The sequence below is a fragment of the Haloarcula taiwanensis genome (assembly GCA_002844335.1).
Taxonomy (GTDB): Archaea; Halobacteriota; Halobacteria; order Halobacteriales; family Haloarculaceae; genus Haloarcula; species Haloarcula taiwanensis.
On the sequence record CP019154.1, the window covers coordinates 451,671 to 473,268 of the forward strand.

27 protein-coding genes are annotated in these 21,598 nt (G+C 59.2%); 22 read left to right on the plus strand and 5 right to left on the minus strand.

The annotated features are described in order from the left end of the window. The first annotated feature begins 143 nt into the window (after positions 1 to 143). The 13 genes from BVU17_02345 (at position 144) to BVU17_02405 (ending at position 9,919) form a co-directional block, all read left to right on the plus strand. Positions 144 to 458 (plus strand): hypothetical protein, encoded by a 315-nt coding sequence (locus tag BVU17_02345; GenBank protein AUG46416.1) that lies wholly within the window; start codon positions 144 to 146, stop codon positions 456 to 458. Beyond that, entirely contained in the window at positions 458 to 919 is a 462-nt protein-coding gene (locus BVU17_02350; GenBank protein AUG46417.1) for a hypothetical protein, read from the plus strand. The genes BVU17_02345 and BVU17_02350 overlap by 1 nt, the downstream gene beginning before the upstream one ends. 3 nt (positions 920 to 922) lie before the next feature. Then, complete coding sequence (locus BVU17_02355; GenBank protein ID AUG46418.1) at positions 923 to 1,726, plus strand: hypothetical protein; 804 nt, start codon at positions 923 to 925, stop codon at positions 1,724 to 1,726. Positions 1,727 to 1,745: 19 nt separating this feature from the next. Then, a complete protein-coding gene (locus tag BVU17_02360; protein AUG46419.1) occupies positions 1,746 to 1,949 on the plus strand; it encodes a hypothetical protein in 204 nt (67 codons plus the stop codon). Then, a complete protein-coding gene (locus BVU17_02365; protein AUG46420.1) occupies positions 1,946 to 2,413 on the plus strand; it encodes a hypothetical protein in 468 nt (155 codons plus the stop codon). The genes BVU17_02360 and BVU17_02365 overlap by 4 nt, the downstream gene beginning before the upstream one ends. 1 nt (position 2,414) lies before the next feature. Beyond that, positions 2,415 to 3,302: a hypothetical protein gene (locus BVU17_02370; GenBank protein AUG46421.1), complete on the plus strand. Its 888-nt coding sequence runs from the start codon at positions 2,415 to 2,417 to the stop codon at positions 3,300 to 3,302. Positions 3,303 to 3,666: 364 nt separating this feature from the next. After that, complete coding sequence (locus tag BVU17_02375; protein AUG46422.1) at positions 3,667 to 3,954, plus strand: hypothetical protein; 288 nt, start codon at positions 3,667 to 3,669, stop codon at positions 3,952 to 3,954. Next, on the plus strand, positions 3,954 to 4,469 hold the full coding sequence (locus tag BVU17_02380) for a hypothetical protein (GenBank protein ID AUG46423.1): 516 nt from the start codon (positions 3,954 to 3,956) through the stop codon (positions 4,467 to 4,469). Before BVU17_02375 ends, BVU17_02380 begins: the two co-directional genes overlap by 1 nt. Continuing rightward, a complete protein-coding gene (locus BVU17_02385; protein AUG46424.1) occupies positions 4,470 to 5,090 on the plus strand; it encodes a hypothetical protein in 621 nt (206 codons plus the stop codon). Positions 5,091 to 5,207: 117 nt separating this feature from the next. Next, entirely contained in the window at positions 5,208 to 5,495 is a 288-nt protein-coding gene (locus BVU17_02390) for a hypothetical protein (protein ID AUG46425.1), read from the plus strand. A gap of 165 nt (positions 5,496 to 5,660) precedes the next feature. Further along, positions 5,661 to 6,113 (plus strand): hypothetical protein, encoded by a 453-nt coding sequence (locus tag BVU17_02395; GenBank protein ID AUG46426.1) that lies wholly within the window; start codon positions 5,661 to 5,663, stop codon positions 6,111 to 6,113. A 1,492-nt stretch (positions 6,114 to 7,605) separates the two neighbouring features. Then, positions 7,606 to 8,262 carry a resolvase gene (locus BVU17_02400; GenBank protein ID AUG46427.1) on the plus strand — a complete coding sequence of 219 codons (657 nt, stop codon included), beginning with the start codon at positions 7,606 to 7,608 and terminating at the stop codon, positions 8,260 to 8,262. A 643-nt stretch (positions 8,263 to 8,905) separates the two neighbouring features. Then, on the plus strand, positions 8,906 to 9,919 hold the full coding sequence (locus BVU17_02405; protein AUG46428.1) for a DUF4868 domain-containing protein: 1,014 nt from the start codon (positions 8,906 to 8,908) through the stop codon (positions 9,917 to 9,919). Between the two features lie 237 nt (positions 9,920 to 10,156). On the opposite strand, the gene BVU17_02410 is transcribed toward BVU17_02405, so the two are convergent. Further along, positions 10,157 to 10,477, minus strand: a complete 321-nt coding sequence (locus BVU17_02410; protein AUG48814.1) for a hypothetical protein — start codon at positions 10,475 to 10,477, stop codon at positions 10,157 to 10,159. 30 nt (positions 10,478 to 10,507) lie between these two features. Next, positions 10,508 to 10,825, minus strand: coding sequence for a winged helix-turn-helix domain-containing protein (locus BVU17_02415; protein ID AUG46429.1), 318 nt, complete (start codon positions 10,823 to 10,825; stop codon positions 10,508 to 10,510). Positions 10,826 to 10,971: 146 nt separating this feature from the next. Between BVU17_02415 and BVU17_02420 the strand changes: the two genes are divergently transcribed. The 4 genes from BVU17_02420 to BVU17_02435 all read left to right on the plus strand — a co-directional run bounded on the left by BVU17_02420 (position 10,972) and on the right by BVU17_02435 (position 12,851). After that, positions 10,972 to 11,151, plus strand: coding sequence for a hypothetical protein (locus tag BVU17_02420; protein ID AUG46430.1), 180 nt, complete (start codon positions 10,972 to 10,974; stop codon positions 11,149 to 11,151). 83 nt (positions 11,152 to 11,234) lie between these two features. After that, positions 11,235 to 11,561 carry a hypothetical protein gene (locus BVU17_02425; GenBank protein AUG46431.1) on the plus strand — a complete coding sequence of 109 codons (327 nt, stop codon included), beginning with the start codon at positions 11,235 to 11,237 and terminating at the stop codon, positions 11,559 to 11,561. Further along, entirely contained in the window at positions 11,554 to 11,784 is a 231-nt protein-coding gene (locus tag BVU17_02430) for a hypothetical protein (protein AUG46432.1), read from the plus strand. The genes BVU17_02425 and BVU17_02430 overlap by 8 nt, the downstream gene beginning before the upstream one ends. Further along, a complete protein-coding gene (locus BVU17_02435; GenBank protein AUG46433.1) occupies positions 11,781 to 12,851 on the plus strand; it encodes an integrase in 1,071 nt (356 codons plus the stop codon). Before BVU17_02430 ends, BVU17_02435 begins: the two co-directional genes overlap by 4 nt. Before the next feature lie 275 nt (positions 12,852 to 13,126). Here the strand turns inward: BVU17_02435 and BVU17_02440 are convergent, their stop codons facing one another. The 3 genes from BVU17_02440 to BVU17_02450 all read right to left on the minus strand — a co-directional run bounded on the left by BVU17_02440 (position 13,127) and on the right by BVU17_02450 (position 15,944). Further along, a complete protein-coding gene (locus tag BVU17_02440; GenBank protein ID AUG46434.1) occupies positions 13,127 to 14,647 on the minus strand; it encodes a hypothetical protein in 1,521 nt (506 codons plus the stop codon). A gap of 352 nt (positions 14,648 to 14,999) precedes the next feature. Next, complete coding sequence (locus tag BVU17_02445; GenBank protein ID AUG46435.1) at positions 15,000 to 15,416, minus strand: inosine-5-monophosphate dehydrogenase; 417 nt, start codon at positions 15,414 to 15,416, stop codon at positions 15,000 to 15,002. Between the two features lie 99 nt (positions 15,417 to 15,515). Then, positions 15,516 to 15,944, minus strand: a complete 429-nt coding sequence (locus BVU17_02450) for a tRNA-specific adenosine deaminase (GenBank protein ID AUG46436.1) — start codon at positions 15,942 to 15,944, stop codon at positions 15,516 to 15,518. 148 nt (positions 15,945 to 16,092) lie between these two features. Here BVU17_02450 and BVU17_02455 point away from each other — a divergent pair, with 148 nt between their 5' ends. From BVU17_02455 to BVU17_02475, 5 genes are all read left to right on the plus strand, one after another. Continuing rightward, complete coding sequence (locus BVU17_02455; GenBank protein AUG46437.1) at positions 16,093 to 16,689, plus strand: tRNA (pseudouridine(54)-N(1))-methyltransferase TrmY; 597 nt, start codon at positions 16,093 to 16,095, stop codon at positions 16,687 to 16,689. A 126-nt stretch (positions 16,690 to 16,815) separates the two neighbouring features. After that, on the plus strand, positions 16,816 to 18,912 hold the full coding sequence (locus tag BVU17_02460) for a hypothetical protein (protein AUG48815.1): 2,097 nt from the start codon (positions 16,816 to 16,818) through the stop codon (positions 18,910 to 18,912). A gap of 234 nt (positions 18,913 to 19,146) precedes the next feature. Beyond that, entirely contained in the window at positions 19,147 to 19,692 is a 546-nt protein-coding gene (locus BVU17_02465) for an NUDIX hydrolase (protein ID AUG46438.1), read from the plus strand. 44 nt (positions 19,693 to 19,736) lie between these two features. After that, positions 19,737 to 19,994 carry a hypothetical protein gene (locus BVU17_02470; GenBank protein ID AUG46439.1) on the plus strand — a complete coding sequence of 86 codons (258 nt, stop codon included), beginning with the start codon at positions 19,737 to 19,739 and terminating at the stop codon, positions 19,992 to 19,994. A 119-nt stretch (positions 19,995 to 20,113) separates the two neighbouring features. Beyond that, positions 20,114 to 21,586 carry a tRNA-guanine(15) transglycosylase gene (locus BVU17_02475; GenBank protein AUG46440.1) on the plus strand — a complete coding sequence of 491 codons (1,473 nt, stop codon included), beginning with the start codon at positions 20,114 to 20,116 and terminating at the stop codon, positions 21,584 to 21,586. The last annotated feature ends 12 nt before the right edge of the window (positions 21,587 to 21,598 follow it).

A 21,598-nucleotide genomic window follows, 5' to 3' on the forward strand; every position in this document is an offset into this window, starting at 1 on the left:
CAAGCGGAAACTCGGAGTCGGGTGGGTCACCCAGTAGCTCCGGGTCCAATGGTATCGTCGAGTTCCTGAAAACGCCCATCGGGATGGCTGCTGTGGGCGGGTTCGGGGCTGCAATCATCGCGGGCTACTTCATCATCTGAATCATGGCACTACAAGTCTCTGAACGGAACGCTGCTATCGGTGCCAGCGCGGCGGCAGGGCTTCCCGTTCTGATGTCGGCAGGAGGTATCAACATCGAGGATCGACTGGTGGATGTATCGAATGCAGTGTTTGAGGGTGACCTTGGCTCTGCATCGATGGTGACCGGCGGGGCCTTCTCGCTCATCGGGCTCGGGCTCATCGCGGCAGCATGGGTCGGCCCGCTTCGGGGCTCGCTCGGGATGCTCGCTATCGGTATCGGAATCGGCTTCGCTATGCTCGGTGTCCAGAGCTTCGACGCTGCACGGAGGGCCAACTGATGACCGACGAAACACTCAGCACGGAACTCCAGTACGCGACAGTCTCGGAGAACGTCGCGGGTACGCCGACGCCGATCACGACCTGGGACGTGCCGGAGGGAATCGCTATCTCTATCGCACAGGGATCGCCAGCGATTCTCGACGTTGAAGCCAAGGACGGCGGCAACGTCTCGCGCTCGACGAAGATCGGCTTCGGCTATCGGGAACCGAACGACCCGCTGGATTCGTGGACAGTCATCAGCGAGTTCGCCGTCTCTCCATTCAACACACTGTCGCTGAAGGACCAACAGTCCGGCGAGAACGCACAGCGCCGCCGGGTTCGGTTCCTTCGTGACCGAATTCCGAATGGGCGGCTGACGCTGGAAGACGCTGACGAGCTGGCGCTTCTGGTGAACGGCCCCGACGTGGTCGACCCGGCAACGCTGTTCTTCAACTACCCCATGCAGGTGGACAACCGGTAGACCATGAGCGGAGCCAACACACGGCCGGGGAAGACGGTCTACCTCGGTTCCGAGATGTTCGATTTCAAGAGCTACCAGCCCGGTTCAGAGGGAATCGTCGCGACGACGAAGGTTCCGAGCACGCAGGTCTGGAAGGTTCCAGTCGGGATGCCGCTGGTGGTGGCACTCGTCGGTAAACAGACAGCGACGGCAGCAGGGGGTGACACTACTACGGTCGACCTCACTCCCGAGGCCCCGATCGTCGACTACATGGACGACGTGACTGCCGGCGAGTACACGACTGACGCCTCGCTCATCGGCTACTTCGACAGCGACGGTGACGGTGACCCGGATACGCTCATTACTGACAGCACAGACACGCAGTACACTGGCACGTTCGGGACTGACGGCGATTTCGTTGCGTCGGCAGAGCTGAAAGAGACGACCGGAAACGGCGATGTCTCAGTCGCCTTCTACGCGGTGATGCGCCACGGGCTGACGAAGATACAGAAGCGCAACAGCGGGAAGGGTAATGTCTCGCAGGAACTTCAGAGTGAAGACAGTATCACATGGGCGTTCTCGAACCCGGATTCGCCGGAGACGGACCGGCAGATCACATGGGATGGACGCAACAGCGGGATGCGCGGTGTTCTCCCGCCGAAGTTCAACATGGACCTGCTGTTCTTCGACACAGAGTTCGCTACGGCCGTCGAGGCAGCCGACGCGGAGAACGTCGAGGTAAGTATCCCGGTGAATCAGCGGCCTCTTCGACCGGATGAAGAGGCTGCTGAACTCCGGCGAAAGGTGACCCAGACCATGGTGGCCTAACGGGCCACCGTTCCAACACATGGTGATTCTACACGACACTGACGACCCAGATAGCAGCAGTACCGATACTGGCTGCCCGTGTGACAGCGGCGGGAACGTGCTTGCAGGGCTTGCGGAGAAGGCCCGGATAGTGGCCGACCTGATAGCGCCGTTCTCGTCGCTGTTGACCTCGCTGGTGCAGGCTGCGACCGTTCTGGCACTGATTCGGGGGCAGTCGATATGAGCGGGTATGGACTCATCGGGACAGATACACCGATAGACGATCTGCTTGAACAGTACTTCCCCGGCGCACCGAGGAACGTGCTGTACGAGGCTTTCGAAGACGAAACGAACGCGCTGCTGGCGGCCCTGCTGATGGAGATGCGGGGCGACGACATTGACCAGAACGTTTCGGGCGACTCGGAATCGGTGTACTACAGCGAACCCGGCGTTCCGGTTGACGATACCGACGAACAGACGGTTTCGTGGGACTTCGCCGCGGATACCGTCGTCGTCTACGGATTTGACTCCCCGATAGTTGTCGCGTTCAAGTCAGCAAACAAGGCTGACCGATTCATTCCCCTGACCCCATCGGACGCGCCATTCTCTCTGTCTCCGCCGGGCGGACTGGGTGCCTCAAAGCTGTGGTATCGGAAGATGACCGAGGGAGACGCCAGTACCTCCCTGAACGTGCTGGCACTCAAGTAAAATGACGTTTACAGGACCAAACGCAGTTACCTGGGGCGAAGCGCTCGCGGCACTCCGCGACAACATCGACAGTATCAGTGGCTGGAGTATCATCGACACATCGGCCAACGGCGGTGCGACTCCGCTCACTGCTGGTGAGTGGTTCGTGTTGGAGACGCCGAACGGCGAGAACCACCGTCTCAAAATCCGAGATAACAGATACAGCGGTGGCATAACCATGGAATCCGGTCCCTCGTGGGACGCCGGAAACACGACATGGGAAGACCGCTACGCCAACGATATCGCACAAAAGACTGGAAGCGACGGATACGGCGATCCAATGGCGTACGCCCCCGACGACCGTGGTGGTGAGCGTATGTCCATGTCTCATTCTGTGAGCTACTACCTGGACTACACAGACTCGGGATGGGTGTTCTACGCGGAACGGAACGAGGGTGACGGTAACGACGAAGATCTCGCCATCGGGATGGCTGAACTCTCGAAGACATGGGACTTCGACTCTGCGGCCAACCGCGAAAGCAACTACGCGACTCTATGGCACGCACAGGCGTTCAACGCCGACTACGATAATAGAGAAAAGAGGCAGTGGACAAACTTCCTCCCGGCGATGAGCGGCACGCAGTCGGGAAGCACACACCACGGCCGCGGGATGGTGAATCCCGACAACAACTACGCGAACTACACCACGACCGACAATGTCGTTGCCAGTTCGCAGTATCGGAACAACCGCAACAACGATGCAATCATTGGGACCCATGACCTGTGGATTCGGGAGGAAAGCGGTCAGGACGCAAGTCACGAGGATACGATACAGGACAGCGGTGCGAACAACCTGTACAAGCTCCTGAAGGCCCACAACGTCGCGCAGGTCGGTATCGGGATGAGGTAATCCGATGGCGACGTACACTGAAGCACCGGCCGGGACAACCGCAGGAAGCCAGACGCGCCCAATCCCGGCGAGGACGGGAACCGCTGCTGACGGGGAAACACTGAGTACGGAGCGTCCAGCTCCGCAACGGGCGGCGGCTGTCGCAGCTGGTGCGACGACCGACACGATACGGCCCCGTCCACGTCGGCCCGGTGACCGAGCGGATACGGTCACCGTCTCCCTCGACCGGCCGCGGGTCACTCGTTCTCGGGACCACGCCACCAGCACCGACCGGAGCGGGGTACTTATTCCCGCAGCGTTTCGGCCGGTGAGAGTTTCGGTGGTGGGCCCGGACGGGAATCCACTACCCGAAGTTGAATGGGTAATGTCGGCTGGTGTGTTCCCGACAGCGGCCGCTATCGACGGTAGCGCACAGGGTGACCTCCCGTGTCTTGCTACGACGTACAGCCAGTTTATGGGCGTAGCGCGCCGGGACGGTGGTCCTAACGGAGTTCAGTACACATGGTTCTCACCGGCTATCGATGCCGATGGGAACCCACTACAGGAGCCTATCGGCCCGCTTGATGACAGCGCTGAGATCGTTCTCGACCCGGTCGAGATCAAGGGTCTGTACGCTGGGACCGGGGCAGACTTCGGAGGGATGTTAGGATAATGGTGAACCTGAATATCGACCAATCAGAGCCGTATATCGACAGTATAGACGTACCGAGCGAGGCCCGCCCAGATGAGTCGTTCACCGTGACGGTCACAGTCGGAAACGAGAGTTCGATTATTGCCCCACAGGATGGGACGTGTCAGAGCGGGATACTCCAGTTCAACACTGGATGGCGGACGCCGGTCATCATCTACGTCGACGGGCAAGAAGTCCATCGAGAAACGAAGTGCCTTGACGGCAATAGCGCCCCGAAGACGGTGACCAAGCGAGTAACGCTGGGTAGTGGAGAACACAGCGTCACCGCGGAAGTGCTGAAAGTTCCGAATGACACGGTTGCAGAAGAGCGGGCGGCGGAGGTAACCGTTCACTCTGATGCACAGGACCCGGCCCTGCCGACGACAGGTGACCGACTGACAGAGATGATTAGCGATATCGCAGACGCGCTTGGCGGAACGACCCAGCAGGTGATGCTGGGATTCGCTCTAGCCGTCGTGCTGCTGGTGGTGATCTGAATGGTGACGTTCGCTGGCGGTATTCCAGACGGCGGGCTCGTACTGGAATCAGTCGGAACGACCTCGTTCGCTGTGTACAGTCCCGACGATCCGCGTGTCGACCGACGGCAGGAATACGAGCCCCAGCTACAGGCTGAAGTGACGAACACCTCTTTCGAGGAAAGAGAAGCAGCGGTCATCTGGACATTCGATGATACCCATGTCCAGAGTCAGACTGAGACGATTGAGGCTGGACAGACGGCCACAATCTCGAATCGGGTATCGTGGGAGATGCTACAGGAAAACTTCGACCTGATTCCGGGCGACTACGCGCTCGGTGTGCAGCTGCTTGGCGGCCCGTCGTGGGACAAGCAGACGACGACGTACGGAACGATGCACGTCCACGAGAAGCGTGTACCCGACTCCGGTGATGAGCCGAACGACGAACCCACGTACCCACCCATCAGTGACGGCGATCCGCCTGACGGAAGCAGTGACCCGCCGCCTGAGAACACCGGGCCAGAGTCTCCGCCTGCCCTGCTACCTGACGGGTTCCCGACGCTGCCGGCGGTCGGGCCGTTGACTGCCCCACAGACAACGCTCGCAGCCCTCGCGGTCGTTGCGGTGGTGGTGCTTCGATGACGGTAGCACGGCTACTGGGGCAGGTATTCGGTGCGTTGACCGGTACACTTGGTGTGCCCGGAACGCTGCTACTCATCGCCATTGTCGTTGGCGGCGTGGCAATCTGGAGGGACGCTGATGGTTGAACCGTACACCGCAGCGGCATGGGCAGTCAGCGTCTCATCGATGCTCGTGGTCGGTATCACGGGCTGGGTCGGCCGCCGCGTGGTCGGCTACGTTGAGGAGACGCGCAACGAGGCGCAAGCGGCCCACGAAACCGCAGAGAAAGCCGTCCGTGTTCTCCGAGGTGAGGAAGGGATCGACGACGCCGGGCTCGTCGAGGATGTCCGATCACACCGCCGGGCGCTCGTTGACGAAGGTATCTACCCACCGAAGGCAACGGACGGAGGTGAGAGCGATGCCTGACCTGACGTGGGTACAGCTTGGCGCTCTCATCTGGTTCTGTGTCACGTTGGCGGTCACCGACGGTGCGGCGCTCTCTCGGCTGGGAATCGCTTGGCTGGCGAAGCGGTTAGGGCTACGGCCAGCAGAGATAGTACGCTTCGAGGCGGCGGCTGGCGGTGGTGACGAGTGACGGAAGTTCTCGATATCCGGTCGCTCCCTCGGACTCGACAGGAGCGGTTACAGCGGTCGAAGTCGTTTGGCGACGTTGCCGAGGAGATCGTGGCTGAGGTGTACGGCTTGGAAGGCCTATCGCTTGACCCGGACTGGTGGGACCTCAGACATCCCAGCAGGGCAACGAAATACCAGGTCAAATCGACATCAACGACAGTCGGCAACAGGTACCCCGGTGACGGTCGTTTTCGTGTCTGGGAAGGACAGACGCGCTCTCTCATCGCATCGGACGCACAGGCGACGGCGTGGTACGCGTTTGTGTTCCTCGATGAGACGGACGGCGTACTCCGAATCACGCGCATGAGGCCGTCGACGGTGAACAACCTCGTCCAAGATCGGGGCGGATGGAACCGCTCGGGTCATTCGATGGGGAAGCAGCACAAAATCCCGTGGGACGAGGTTTTCTGAGTGTCCGGTTCTCGGGTGAAGCCGAATATTTGTCTATAGGCTCCCACTGGGTCCGATTAATGATTTGGAAAGAAACCCCAATAGTTGAAATGGGACTCAACGTAGACAAACAATCTGCAAGACACGATGGAATTCTGTTCTAGCATATAGTAGATAACCGTAGAGACGTTCTCTTCCGAGTCTATGAGATCGTAGTGGAAATCTTTTTACATGGGGATACATTAGGTGATAGTACAGGCTGACACCCTAACGGGCGTGGCCTGCTTAAATCATATCGCTTTCAGATCTTCTCAGAGACATCAGCAGCGTTAATCAGAGTTATGTCCTTACTGGGATGCAAGTTCTGAAGAGTTTTTGCCTTCTCAGGTTGCACGGGATTATAAACGATGTAGTCCCCGTCGCGGACAGTGAAAGGGAATGTTTCTACGTCGAATTTGGTAACACAACCGCCCATGCTTCTTGCAGCATTACATAGATATCCCATCAGCTGAGATCGGTCAATTGCCTCTCTATCTTTCCCAGACAGTACGCTCTCTTCGATAAAAACCACTGGATGTGGATACGAGAGATGAGGGCGTACATCATACTTATGTGGCTTAAGATGATCAATCATCCATTCGCCAGAATCATGATGGATGAGGTCTGTTTCTACATACTGATTATCTGTGTTTGGAAGTCTATTCAATAGCCACCCATCGACATAGCGATCGTACTCTGTATATGGTTCATCATCGGGGAGGATTCCACTAAGCGCAGACGCTATAATATCTGCGGCGGATAGTTCTGGATAGGTAAGATCTCCCTTGGGTATAATATCCAAGTCAAACGTCTTTCCCACGTATTTCCACGACTTCGTGATCTTCCCGGTAAAACTATCTAACATTGCCTTCTCAGTAGGATTATATTCCCTCTGGGAACGGTGGTACCTCCAAAGAGTCACGACCGGAAAATATGACTTAACAAACCTATTCACGAATTGGCCGCCGTCAAAAGAACCAAGTGGGGTTTCGACACGCTCTTCATGCCAGCAAATAGTAGTATTTATTCTATCAATCGATTCTGTATCGAGAATGTCATAGCCAATTGATTTCCTAGCCTGCCCAAGTTCGTAACTGGGTATATTTCTACTGAGGTGATCTGACTTTATAACATCGTTTTCTCGGTTGATGTTATATTCGTCATAAAAGTCGCCAACAACCTCGATGTAGTGCTCTCGAAAAGCTTCTACATCATTCAGAACTATTGCGACACCGATCAAACATCGTTGACTTCCAGAACTTTTGGTGGCCGCATCTACTGCAACAACAGATGACATAGTCAAAGTATAATACAAATGGATTTAAAAGTAGCTAGTCCATCTAATTGACAACTTTTCTCAAATAAGTGTTTGCGCGCGTATTTGTAATGAATAAATGTGTTCACAAACCACCGTTCTCGTACAGACTGTACGTAAACACTTTCTTTTATATGCTTGGCGTGGGTGTACGAGTGTATGGGTGATATTGGATGCTACTGCCGAGTGAGTACGCAGGACCAGAGCCTTGACCGACAACTTGAGTCGACACAGGAGTACGCCAAGAGCGAGTTCGATGCAGATTTGGGGAGGCTCCGGTTCTATCGAGACAAGTCTACAGGGACCAACACAGACCGCTCGGACTACCAGCAGATGATGAATGACGCCGAGAGTAGGGAGATCGACGCTGTGGTGGTTCATAGTATCTCACGCATTTGCCGGTCTATCTCTGACTTAGAGCGGACGGCGTCGCGTCTTGAAGAGGCAGGCGTCGAGCTCCACATCATCAGCGAAGGGTTAACTCTCCGGCCTGACGAGAGTGACCCGTACCAGACGGCGCTATTCCAACTTCTCGGCGTGTTCGCGGAACTGGAAGCGAACATGGCCAAGCAGCGGACGAAGGAGGGAATCGCTGCGCGGCAGCAGAACGATGAGTATCACCATGGGCCCGCTCCACTCGGCTTTGAGAAGGATGATGGGCTACTTATTGAGGGCGAGGACTATCATAAAGTAGTAAGCGTTCTGGATCTGGTACAAAAGGACGAATTGTCAAAACGAAAAGCCGCGAAGCGACTGGGTACCTCGCGAGCGACAATTAACCGAGCTCTAGAAAGAGATACGTTATATGGGCTCTAAAGCCCGTTCTACGTAGAGCCAATCTAAAATTCACCAAATACTTAACTTTTCTCCTATACGAACTAGATATATGGCTGAGTTTCGCAGGGGAATCAAATGGCTCCTATTCTTGAGCTCATATATTCCTCTGTTCGTCCTGCTTGCGGTCAAACATAGAAGCATGACGGTCGCGGTCCCAAATTTAAATATTTCTTATCTTGAGCCGATCATCGGTGTACACGTACCAGTGCTGTCGATCTTTTGGATTATTGTAGCTGCAGTCTCAGGAATTGTCCTTAAAGCAGTATTTAGTATACGAAAGTCAAGGGGAGCCGATAGTATACAGAAAATAAATAATTCAAGAAGTCGGGATGATCTCATCACCAATTACGTGCTTGTCTATATTTTCCCCTTTGTCGTTCTTGATTACACCAACTTAGCGAACTGGTTTGCATTTATATTGTTCTTTTTCGTTATCGGAATTGTACAAGTCAAATCAAACCAACTGTATGTCAATCCAGTGTTATCATTTTTCGATTATCGAATATATGAAGCGGATACCGATAGAGGCGAAATTACAGTCCTCTCTAGAGGAAAGTTGGATGAATCTGAACCCGTTCACACAGTAGAGTTAAGTAATGATGTACATATAACAATTTAAACGATGGTTTCTGACGACGAAGCGAAATCTCTCCTCCGGGAGGCACATAATTTCGTAAATGGGGACCCAGATGACCGCATTCAAGAATTCTTTGTCGCGAGAGTTGATGAAAAAGAGGTAGAGGAAGGGGATGGTACCATAACCCAAGAAACAGAATTAGACGTCGGTGAGATTCCGTTTCATGCACATATCATCACTGAGTTGCTCTCAATGTATATTGAGGAGTTGTACAAAGAAGTAGCTTCAGTAGTAAAAAAAGAGGAAAAGCCAATATCGACGTACGAGGTAGGGAATATAGAGAAAACCCCTTCTCCCCTTCAGTATATGCCCGTCGATGACCTTCCTGATTACAATATCTTCAAGCCGTTTACCAACAAAGACGGATTTAGTGAAACCGACTTCCAATCGTTTGAGTCTCCCGATTTTCAAGCTCTCAGGGTTCGTGACGGACTAAATCAAAACACCTTCGTAGCGTTTCGGAAATTTACCAGACGGCAGATTGTTGGTAGCTCTTGGAAGGTCAAACTATTGCTGCGGGAAAATGAGTACGACCAGTTTAACGACAACCTGTATGCACTTCCTGAAAGCTTTGATGCCTTTGTTTTCAATGGCACAATGTTCGTGAAAAATCAAGGAGCTTTTGAAGATATATTCAAGTACTTCGTTGAATACCGACAGAAGGCCAATGAAGTATTTGACGCACTGGATGACGGAGAAATTACTATCCATAATTTGGGTGAGTTTGAAAGCGCCGTGAACGGAGATCGCAGTGCTCTACGAAAGATGGTTGAAGTGGAGCGACGTGGCCTGTATCAGGAATTAGAAAGAGATCAAGTACAGACTGTGATTGATGAATTCGATCTGGATGTTGATGTCGCAACTGTTGATGATGAGTGGGGATTAATAATGCCTTCAAAAGGTGATAAGAAAGATCTGATCAGCCTGCTTAATGATGATCACCTATATTCCCAGATTACTGAAAATCGGTATCAGGCACGCGGAAAGATCCCGCGGTAGCATTAGTATATAATAAGTATGTAGCTCGGCGCGTCCGCCAGACTGATACCTTTTTGATTCCAGTTACTGACAGCTATTTTATGGTGAGCAAAACGCTACACGTCACATTCACGATGATGCCTGAAATGTTTGAGAGGCTTGAAGAATCGAAACCAGAGGATATCACGATGGACCAATATATTCGAGAAACCCTGAAAGCAGAAATCGACGACACCGGGACTCACTGCGACACTCAAACTACAGACGAATCCTAAACTTCACACCAGCCTCCACCCAGTCTGGCGGCGTTGCATACCGATCCTCGAAGACCTTGCTTGGCGTTGGCCGCGGGCAATGCCTCGCATCGAGCTCGCCTTTCAGATACAGAATGCCCTCACTTGTCAGATCGTACAAATCGCCACTGACGGGTGCAAGCAGCCCAGCGTACTGAAGCCACCTGCACCTGTCCCGAATATAGCCGGAAGAGACATCGAACCCACGTTCTCGTGAGAGGATACTTGGTGATGCAAACCCATTTTCACGAACCCACTCCATGATACGCTCGTCTATCTGATTCATCCATGAAGCCGACTTTTTCCCGATCATCAGTTACACCTGCTCGTGGTTCTCATCAGCGGAGGGGCCGCTGTTCCCGTGCGACTCGATTTCATCTGGCCTATCTTCAGACGTGTCTATCTCGCCGTCTAAATACCGCTCACCACGCTCGGTGATGGTATAGACACCATTCCCCAAATCACGGAGTAAACCGTGTTCTACGAGCTTCTTACATCGCTGTGATATATACGAGCGAGTGTATCGGACATATCCACTGTCCTTCATTGCTTTTGGACGACCAGATTCATTGCTGCGGATGTATTCGAGAATCCGGTCATCAGCGAGTACCATCCAGTCGCCGGAGTATCGCATCTTGATTGATTATCAATCTCATCGGGTATCATAGTGCTGACTGAGTGCTCCGACACTCAATGAGTGGTAACTAAATCAGCGTAAACTATATTTACCGAGAGGTTATTGACAAACAATGCATGCCAAGTGCATCAGTATCGGTATCCATGCCGATATGGCTATTCGAGAAAGTAGACGATGAGGCTGAAAAACACGATATTTCTCGGTCTCAGTACATCACTGAGGTTCTGCGCGACCACAACTCGACTCCTTTCGAGCCGATGACTAACGCTGTCGTGTGTTGTGACGAAAACGGCGAAAAGTCTCGAAACGAGGGGGCCGCCTGAATCATGTCCAGTGAGTCCAGCGCCCCCACGTCCGGAGACGAGTCGGACGGTCAAGAGAGTGACGACGATGAGGTGGACGGCCCATGAACGGCGAGAAGATTGACCCTGAGGACCTGCCACTGCATCCGGAGTACACGCCGGCGATGGTCCAGATTCAGGGCCAGGGTGTCGTCTACGTCGCGGACTACCAGACGCTCGAAAGCGGCTGGGTACGTCTCACCGAGTGGCGTGATCGCCGCGTCAAACTCCCGCCGCACAAGATCGAGGCAATTCGAGAAGTGCGGACGGAGTACTACGACGCTGGCACGGACGGCGAGTACGCGAAGGCGAAGCGCGTGGCCCACGACGAGCAGCGAGAGGAGGCCAGCGCCGACGACTCTGGCGGCAAGGTGGTGGTCGCGGGTGACTGACGCCTATAGCCTCACAGTCGAACTCACGCGGGGCGGTGATAGCAACAACCGCGACAAGATGAAGGCGAAGGTCTCAGCTGACAGCGTCGAGGAACTGCGCGAGAAGGTCGAAGCGGTCCGCAGCGAGATGCAGGAGTGGGCCGACGACTTCCGCAACATCCAGCCGCAGGTTCGTCGTCAGCTCCCCGACGACCAGAGCGAACTGAGTGAGTTAGAGGCATGACTCGCAGCGGTAGACGGCGGGGCGACCCTACAGAGCTATCTCCCCGCGAGGCTTGCCAGCGCTACCTCCGACGCCGTCGGTCGGATTCTACGGAGAAGAGCGTTCACGGCTGGGAGTACCGGCTGAAGCTCTTCGTCGAGTGGTGCGACTCCGTCGGCATAGAGACGGTCGGGGAACTGCGTGGCTACGATCTCGACGAATACTATGAAATGCGGAGCGCGGAGATCGCGCCGGCCACGCTCGAAGGCGAGATGTGGACGCTGAAGATGCTCTTCGAGTTCCTCGAAGACCTCGAAGCAGTCGACCAAGGTCTATCAGAGAAAATCCGCATCCCTGACCTTGACCCAGAGGACCGGTCAAACGATACGAAACTTGCTGCCGACAAAGCAGCCGCACTGCTGTCCTATTACCGTGAGAGCGACAGAGACTACGGAACTCGGCAACACGCGTTTCTTGAACTCGCGTGGAACACTGGCGCTCGACAGGGCGGCCTGCGGGCCCTGGACCTGCGGGACACGGAGCTGGGAAGTAGCCCCTACGTCGAGTTCCGCCACCGACCGGAAACGGACACCCCGCTGAAGAACAAGCGCCGCGGTGAGCGCCCGGTGGCGCTTCCAAGAGAGACGGCCGACACGCTGGAGGCGTACATCAACGGCCGTCGGTACGATGTGCGGGACGAACATGGCCGTCAGCCGCTGCTGGCGAGCGCGAGTGGACGGCCGACGACCAACACCATTCGAGTGTGGAGCTACCTCGCCACGCTCCCGTGCAGCTACGGGATGTGCCCTCACGAGAAGGACATCGAGAAATGCGACTGGAACGAGTACGCCCACGCCAGCAAGTGCCCGTCAAGCCGGTCTCCGCATCAGATTCGGACGGGTTCGATTACGTGGCACCTGAACCGAGGATGGCCGCCGGAGGACGTAGCTGAGCGCGTCAATTCTTCGGTGAGTACCATCGAGGACCACTACGACAAGGCAGACCCCGAACAGCGGCGGCGACGGCTTCGCAACCGGATGGAGGACCGCCGCCGACCACTCATCAACGAACTGGAGTTCACCCAATGACACCAACTGACCCATCAGCGACGAATCGACAGCGAACCGAGTATGAGCATCCTACGAAATCGGTTAGTTCCGCGTCGCGCCGGCCCATTTCTATCGCAACGCAATCACGAGGAGCGACAGCGACGAGTGTCCGTTGTGAGGAAATGGCTCCGAGAATTCGAGCAGGGAAGTCGCAGCGCGAACGAAGTGAGCGACCGTCTTCCCGTGTTCGACATTCGCGCCGGCCCACTTTTTCAACTACGGTACTGAGAAGCAAAGAGGTCACCACACTCGTATCAGCTGTCGACCCGGCCCCGCGTGGCCTCGTACGCCTGTCCGCGGAACTGGAACCGTCGACTGTTGGAATCGTATCCGAGAACGTCGTCCACAGCCCGCTCGTCAGTCTCGACAACGACCCGGGATACATCGTCTGTTAGGAACGGGAGTGCGTTGCGAAGCCCGCCGTCCGACGTGGCGAACCGATCGCTCGCCATCACCTGTTCGGCGAGAACCCGCTCGCCCGCGCTGTCGGTGCGAGTCAGCGAGAACGTCGCGTCGGCAGGACGCGCCCTATCGCCGTGATGGTCAGTCGTCACGGTGACAGTGTCGCCGTCGCGCGCCGTCGACACGCTGTCGGTTGGCGTCACGGTAGCGCGGTCGCCGACCAATTCGAACAGCGCACCGCTGTTGGCAGTCGCGTGGCCGTAGCCGGCGACGACGGCGTACTCGCCGCCGCCGAGGTAAGCCTGCGTGAGGCCGTCACAGTGGCAGTCGCCGGTGCTGCATCCGACTGCCTGGCCGTTGAACGCCCGGAGTCCCCACTGTTCTTGGCGGCCCGGTGACAGGAGGCGACAGTCCGTGGTGTGGACTGTTGGTGCGATGTGGAACCATTCGGCATCGACGAGTTTGTAGAGGTTCCAGTGGCCACATTGTAGTCGTTCGTGGCTGTTATTGACCATCTCGAAACCGACCTGTGCATCCAGTTCCGCCCGCTCAGTACTGGGCCGAACGAAGGCCGGGGTCGTCTTATCTGCGTTGTGGAACCACTGGACACCGTCGTCGTCGGGAAACGACGGGAGCGAGCGGCCAGTGAACCGGGACTCTGTTTCCGGGCCGGGTCTTCGCGTATCCCAGACGGAGAGCGAGAGTGGGCCGTCCCGGCCGCGGAACTCGTAGGTCCCGGTCGGCCGCTCGAACTGACCCGGCTCGCCGACAAGGGCGTACTCCAGTTGGACCCAGTCTCCAGGGGCCAGTCGGTGGGTGTCAGGCATCCACGGCCCGACGTCGTTGACGCGCCAGTATCCCTCGTCTGTTCGGCCGAGTGAGGGCACTTCGTCGGCGAGGTCGTTGTTATCCGTGGGCGCGAAATGGAGGCGGGCTTCGTGGCTGTAGCTGCCGGGCTGGCGGCTGAGTGTCTGTCCGACGCCCGGGATCCGCCCGATTCTGAACGTGTTCTCGAACTCGTTGCCGTTCTGGAGCCAGCCGCGAATCGTGGCCGGATGGTCGTCGGTCGCCGTCTGGTCGAACCAGAGTCCGACTCGCGCCCCGTCGTCGGTGTGGAGTCCCGGCGAACTGAGGGCGTAGGTTCGCGGCCCGGTTTCCAGTTCGATGACAGTCGTCGGGTCGTCCGGTCGCGGCGGGTCGCCGGCGTCTGTCGGCGTCGCTGTCCCGCTGTCGTTCGCATCGGTCGCTGACTGCGTCGGGCGCGGGGCGGGCGTTACGTCACCAGTCTCGTCTGAGTCAAGAGTGCCGAACGAACAGCCGGTGAGTCCGGCCAGCGCTCCCGGGACCGACGCGAGGAGGGCACGTCTGCGCACAGGTAGCGATTCGCCGCTCCTGATAAACCCTTTCTGGACGCTTAGACAGCGTTTGTAGCGTTTCCGGTATCTGGATCCGTCGATACTCGCCCGCCGCATCGATGGCGAGGACTGTGACACTTCTCACTGACGTTACCTACAGTGCCCTCTGTGTGACCGCCAGACGGTGCGGCTTCGAAACACGTCGGACAGCGGTTGACCATGCTCGTGAGACGCTGTATCTCGCGGTACGGGTGGCAACACTGGACACAGACGTTCGCCTGCCTGTCGCCGGTCCAGCATGGGTGCCAGTCATTGCGACCGCTACGCGCTGGCTAGCTAAACGATTTCAACACCTCTCGACCTGTGACTGTCACCCTTCGGCGAACATCTCGACGACGCGGTCCAGGTCGGGCGACAGCTCCTGCATCACGTCTGTGGTCGTGAGGATACCGACGCCGTCAGTCTGTCCGTCGATCACGAGGCGCTTGATGCTATGCTCGACCATCGTATCGATTGCCTCCTCTAGCGGGGCACCGGCTTCGATGGTTTTCACGGGCGTTGTCATCAAGTCACCGACCGGCGTCGTATCCGGGTCGATGCCATCGCGGAGGCCGGTAATGATGTCCGTTTTCGTGAGTATGCCCTGCCCGTATTCGGTTTCAACGACGACAGAACCGACCGCCTCCGACGCAAGGAGTTTCGAAACGTCTCGGACGGAAAGCTCGCGGTCGACGGTTTTTACTGGCTTTGTCATCACCTGCTCGACCGGTGTGTCAAGTGAATTCATACCATTAGTTAGCAAACGCACATCATAAGTCATTTGACTCCCGAAATCGGTGCCGAACTGGCCTTACCAGTCAAAGTCCTCGTGAATTGCCAGTCCTTCCTATTGACATATTGGCCCCACGACCTCGGTGACGCCCGAAAGAATTTGCCCAGAGCGAACCGACACCTCGTGGCCGCTGAAACGGTTCATCTCCTCACTGCTGACGCTGTACACGACTTTGCCGAGGCCGGCGTACCGGAGTCCGCCGGCGCACATCGGGCACGGCTCGGTGCTCGTGTACAGCACTATCTCCGCGGGCTCGTCTGAGTCACACTCGCGCATTGCTCGGTGCGCCAGTTGGAGTTCCGGATGGCGTCGCACATCCGATTCAGTGCGGACGCGGTTCGACGCCTCCATGACGATCTCGTCGTCACGAACGAGCACAGACCCGAACGGCCGGTCGCTGCGGTCGACAGCGGCCCGAGCCCGCTCGAACGCGCGTTGCATATGCGCTTCGTGGTCGAACTCGTCGAACGCTGAAACGGGCATAACGGCGTTTCGACCCGCAGTGGAAAATCGGCACGGCAGGGTGACCTCAACAGTGGACACACGCGGTCTCTGACCCCTCGTCGACACGAATGGGTGCAGCCGGCTTCGCGGTCGATGCACGTAAGTCTCTGACCGGCTTCGGACCCGTATGCGCCAGTTCGTCATCATCGGCCACGACGCCCCGACGACGCCGGAGTTCTCGCTCGACGACTTGGCCGGCGCTGCCGGCCGGCTCGACGTGCTCTGTCGGTGTGTCACCAGCGCGTTCTTCCTGAGCCACGCCATCCGCGAAGACGTTCGAGTTCACCTGATCCTGGCAGATGAGTACACTGTCACGTTCGACGGGAGCGACCTCCGCCGGCTGAACCCCGACGAACGGTCCACGGCAGCGCTGATGCGCAAGGCCCTCGAAGAGCGCGCGGAAGCAATCGGTCACATCCCGGTCGAAACCTCGCCCGGCGTGTCGCTCACACGCCGGGGGTTCGAGGGGACACTCGACGACGTGGCACGCCGCGGAACCGTCGTCCAGCTGCACGAAGACGGCGACCCGGTCGTCGACGTTGCACCGCCGTCGAACCCGGTGTTCGTCCTCTCGGACCACCACGACTTCCGGGATGAGGAAGCGGCGCTGTTGGCCGACCGGGCCGACGAGCGCGTCTCACTCGGGCCACAGGCCCTCCATGCCGACCACTCGATTACGGTCGCGCACAACTACTTGGACACGGCGGGGTTTGAGCAGTACTGACTGGACACCGGGAGACCGCCAGAAGGGTTTTTATCCGCGGTTCGCTGAATGGCGTATGGAATTCTTGGGTTCGGAGACAGCGACGGGTCGCGCTGTCCGACGACGTATCGAAGCGGTGAGGGACCGATGACCGACCGGGAACATCTGTCCCGTCGTGCGGTTCTGCAGACCGTCGCCGGGACCGGTGTCGCGTCGGTCGCCGGCTGTTCGGCGCTCGAAAGCGAAAGTGACGACGCGGCCTCGACAGTCGAGGGCGACCGTGCCGCGGAGCTCGCCCAGCGGTTCGCGCCGACGCTATACTTCGACCGGGCGGAGCCGTGGTTCCCGACGGACCCGCGGCCCTACACCAGCGAACAGGACGGGGAGACCGTCGTCAACGGGTTCGACGCCTTCGACGGGTACCATGAGCGGATGACCGACGGCGAGCCGCCGGCCCCGACGGTGTTCTACCACGTCGTTGAGTACGAGCAGTCGCCGCTTGCCGTCGTCCAGTTCTGGTTCTACTCGGCGTTCGACCAGTTCACGACGAACTTCCACTGGCACGACTGGGAGGTCCTGCACGTGTTCGTCGACACGGAGACGGACGACCCGCAGCTGTACGTCGCCAGCTCCCACTCCCGGAAGGTGCCCAACAACGAGTTCCTGGACCCGGACCCGGAGATGGTGCCGCGCATCCTCTCGGAGCTGGGATCACACTCCAGCGCGCTGTCGGTCAACGACGCCCGCGACCGGTTCACCCGGCTGCCGGAGGGCGACCGGTTCGCGGACATCACGAACAGCGCCGTCGAGACCATCGAAGACCTCGCGGAGATTCCGGTCGCCTACGGGCTCCCGCGGGACGAGGGCTCGCGGCTCCCCTACCTCGTGCCGGAGTACGAGGGCGCGCCGCTGTACGAACACGAGCGGCTGCCGTCGGTCAGCCGCGAGGACCTCGTTCCCGAGCGGCTGACCCTCCGCTCGTTCGACAGCCTCTCGGCACCGCCGACGGACCTGCCGACGCGGGAGACCGGCCTCGTCTTCCAACACACCGACCGCGGCGAGGCCGACCCGGACATCGAGTACGACCTCGTATCGAGCAGCGAACTGGAGCACATCGCCGATTTCACCGGGCCGCAGTTGAGCTTCGAGTTCGCCGTGCCCCAGTTCGCCGAGGACGCCGTCGCGGGCCACATCACGACGACCGGCGCGCCCTGGGACCAGCCCCGGTACGACAACCCCGCCGCGGACATCTCCGAGCCGAACCACCGGGCGGCGCTGGCCGAGCGCTACGACGCCATCGGCGCGCCGGCGGAGATACGCACCGTCGTCGCCAGCCTCTCGGAAGCTGTCTCGAACGACGACGCGCCCGAGAACGAGGGGCTTACGACCGAGGACACCGCCGTTGAGTCCGTCGCCCTACTGGAGAGCGACCCCGAGGCCGTCCCGACCTTCGCGGGCCTGGCCGTGGTGCAGGACGTGCCCGCGGGCGAACATCGGTTCACCGTCAACGGGGCCGGTGTCGCGCCACACAGCGAGTCGGTGTCAGTTCCGGAAACCGGCGACGCAGAGGGGCCGACGCGGGCCGGCGTCGACGGCGAGGTGCCGCTCGTCGCCCGCGAGAACGCCACCCGTCTCGAAGTCGACCCGTCGGGAGCCGACAGCGACCTCACGGACCTCGCCGTCGAGGACGACTTCGCCGGTCGGCTGTACGACGCCCCGCTGTCGGAACCCGACGCCGTTTACGTCCACGGCGGTGGCGCGTACACGACGGAGGTCCGGGACCGTGACGACGAGATCGGTGCGTTCCGGGTGAACCCCGACCCCGCCGCGGACGTTGCCGCCCGAATCGAACAGCCCCGGACTGGCAAAGCCTCGTTAGCGTCGTTCCTTGTCGACATCGCAGCGGAGACGCGCCAAGCGGTCCTCGACGAGATGGACGATGACGACAACAACGACGACAGCCCCGGGAACGGCGGTGGCTCCGAAAACGCTATCCAGGGCCTCGAACGGGCGCTCGCCGCTGTCGTCGAGGCTGCTCGGCGGGCGACGGAACGCGCCGAAGCGGGTGACCGCGGGAACGCTGACAAGCAACTCCAGACCGTTGCCGACCGGCTCCAGCGCGTCGCGGCCAGAATCGAGGACGCCAGCGACGACCTCTCGGACCCGCTGTCGAACGCGGCCCGGCGACGCCTCGAACAGGCCGACCGTCGGGCCGAGCAGGCACAGGCCGCCGACAAACTGTAAGCTCCCGCCCCGTTCTCAGAGGCCGAACCACCGCGCCAGCGCGCCCGCGACGAGTACCAGTCCCCCGGCGATGAACGTGCCAGGCACTGGGAGAACAAACAATACGACGCCGAGCAAGAGGCCGATGGTCGATATCCTCATTTCAAATACATTGCCACACCACGCTGTATCGGTCTAGTGCCTGCATACTCGTGGACCCCTGCTGATTTTGGCGGTGGGGGTCACACTGCTGGTATGGACGACGAACTCACCTGGGAGACGCTCGATGCCGAAACCGCCTACGCCTGTCCGGGGTTCGATGTCATCCGTGAGGACGTGCGCCTGCCCGACGGCACGGAGGGAGAGTTCGATTACGTACAGCACGGCGAGAGCGTCATCGTGCTTCCGTTCACCGCCGACGGTGACGTGGTCGTTATCGAGGAGTGGCGACAGCCGGTCCACCGGGTCAATCGCGGCCTGCCGGCCGGGACGATGGAAGACGGAGATGACGACCCGAGCGTCGCCGCTGCCCGCGAACTCCGCGAGGAAACCGGCTACGAAGCGGCGTCGCTCGACCACCTTTACACAGGCGAACCGGCCAACGGAAACACCGACTACGTGTTCCACTACTACGTCGCACGCGGCTGTGAGTCCACGGCCGATCAAGACCTCGACCACAACGAATCGATTCGGGTCGACACTGCCGACTTCGACTCGCTGGTCCAGTCAGTGCGAGACGGTACGCTCCGTGACAGTCGGTCCGCCGTCGGTATCATGTACTATGCCCTGTTCGAGCGCTGAACTGACGACAGTTTGAAATCCTGTGGAGTGGTATCGTCTATCATATGGCTTCGATTGCACTCGACGAACAGACGGAGCGCCGGCTGGATAAACTGCGCGCGGCCGTCCGCCGTCGGACCGGGCAGCCGATTTCGCGGGCGGAGTTGCTCAACCAACTCGTCGAAGACGCCTACGCGTCCCGCAGTGAGGTGGTCGATATGTTCCGGACGTCACAGGCGTACGTCGCCGACGAAGACTCCGGGACCGTCTACCGGCCCGAGCGTGAACTGGTACCCGGCGGGGCGGAACAGCCCGACGAATAGCGGCGCTGTGCCAGCTGGGGCGTCGCTCGACCCTCCCGCCGTTCTGGCCGCTGCCAGCGACGAATAGCCAGTCACGGGCGAACACAACGCTTAGGCGCGCCGACCGACGACGACGTGTAATGACGAATTTCGAGGTCCGCCAGTACGACGCAGCGGGCCGGCTGGGCGAGCTAACGGTGCCACGGGCCGGCGTCACCGTCGAGACGCCGACTATCCTGCCGGTGGTCAACCCCCACGTCCAGACGGTCGAACCGGCGACGCTGGCGTCGGAGTTCGGGGCGGAGATACTCATCACGAACAGTTACATCCTGCATGGCTCTGACGACCTCCGCGAGCCGGTGCTGGAGCAGGGCTTGCACGGTCTGCTCGGGTTTGATGGGGCAATTATGACCGACTCGGGCTCCTTCCAGCTTGCCGAGTACGGCGACATCGACGTGACCACCGAGGAGATTCTGGAGTTCCAGCACGAGATCGGCTCGGACATCGGGACGCCGGTAGATATCCCGACGCCGCCCGATGTGGACCGCAAGCAGGCGACTGAGGAACTCAAAACGACACAGGAACGGCTCGAACACGCTGCCACCGTTGACACCGGCGAGATGCTCGTCAGCGCGCCAGTCCAGGGGGCGACCTACCCGGACCTGCGAGAGCGGGCCGCAGCGGACGCTGTCTCAACGGGACTTGACGTGTTCCCGCTGGGAGCCGTCGTCCCGCTGATGAACGAGTACCGCTACGCCGACCTCGCCGATGTCGTCGCGGCCTGCAAGCGCGGGCTAGGGGAGGTCGGCCCGGTCCACCTGTTTGGCGCGGGCCACCCGATGATGTTTGCGATGGCAGCGGCGCTGGGCTGTGACCTGTTCGATTCGGCGGCGTACGCGCTGTACGCCCGCGACGACCGGTATCTCACGGTGCAGGGAACGGAACTGCTTGACGAACTGAGTCACTTCCCGTGTCACTGCCCGGTCTGTACCGACCACACGCCGGCTGAACTCGACGCGATGGACGCCGACGGGCGCGAGGAACTGCTCGCCCGGCACAACCTGCATGTCACCTACGGCGAAATCCGGACGGTCAAGCAGGCGATTCGCTCGGGCAACCTCATGGAACTGGTCGACAGTCGCGCCCGCGGCCATCCGGCGATGCTCGACGGCTACCGCGCGCTGCTCGACCACGCCGAGCAACTCGAACGCACCGATCCGGTCTCGAAGGACGCGTTCTTCTACACCTCGAATGAAAGCGCTCGCCGGCCCGAGGTCCGACGCCATCAGGACCGACTGGAGCGCCTCCCGGTCGAGGGCGACGAGGTCCTGCTGACCGAAGGAAGCTCCAGTGCACAGTACGACGAGAGCTGGGGCATCCTGCCGCCGTTCGGCCCGTATCCCCGCGAACTCGCGGACACGTATCCCCTGACCGCGGAGGTCCCGGACCGGACCGACCGGGCGGCCTACGAGGCCGCGGCGGACGGTGTTCGGTGGCTGGTCGACCTCCACCCCGACGTGTCCTTCACGCTGGTCCACGACGACTGGCCGGCGACGGCGCTCGACCGCGTGCCCGACCGCGTCCGCTTGCGGGACCTGCACGCCCGCGACTGAGCGCCACCCGCC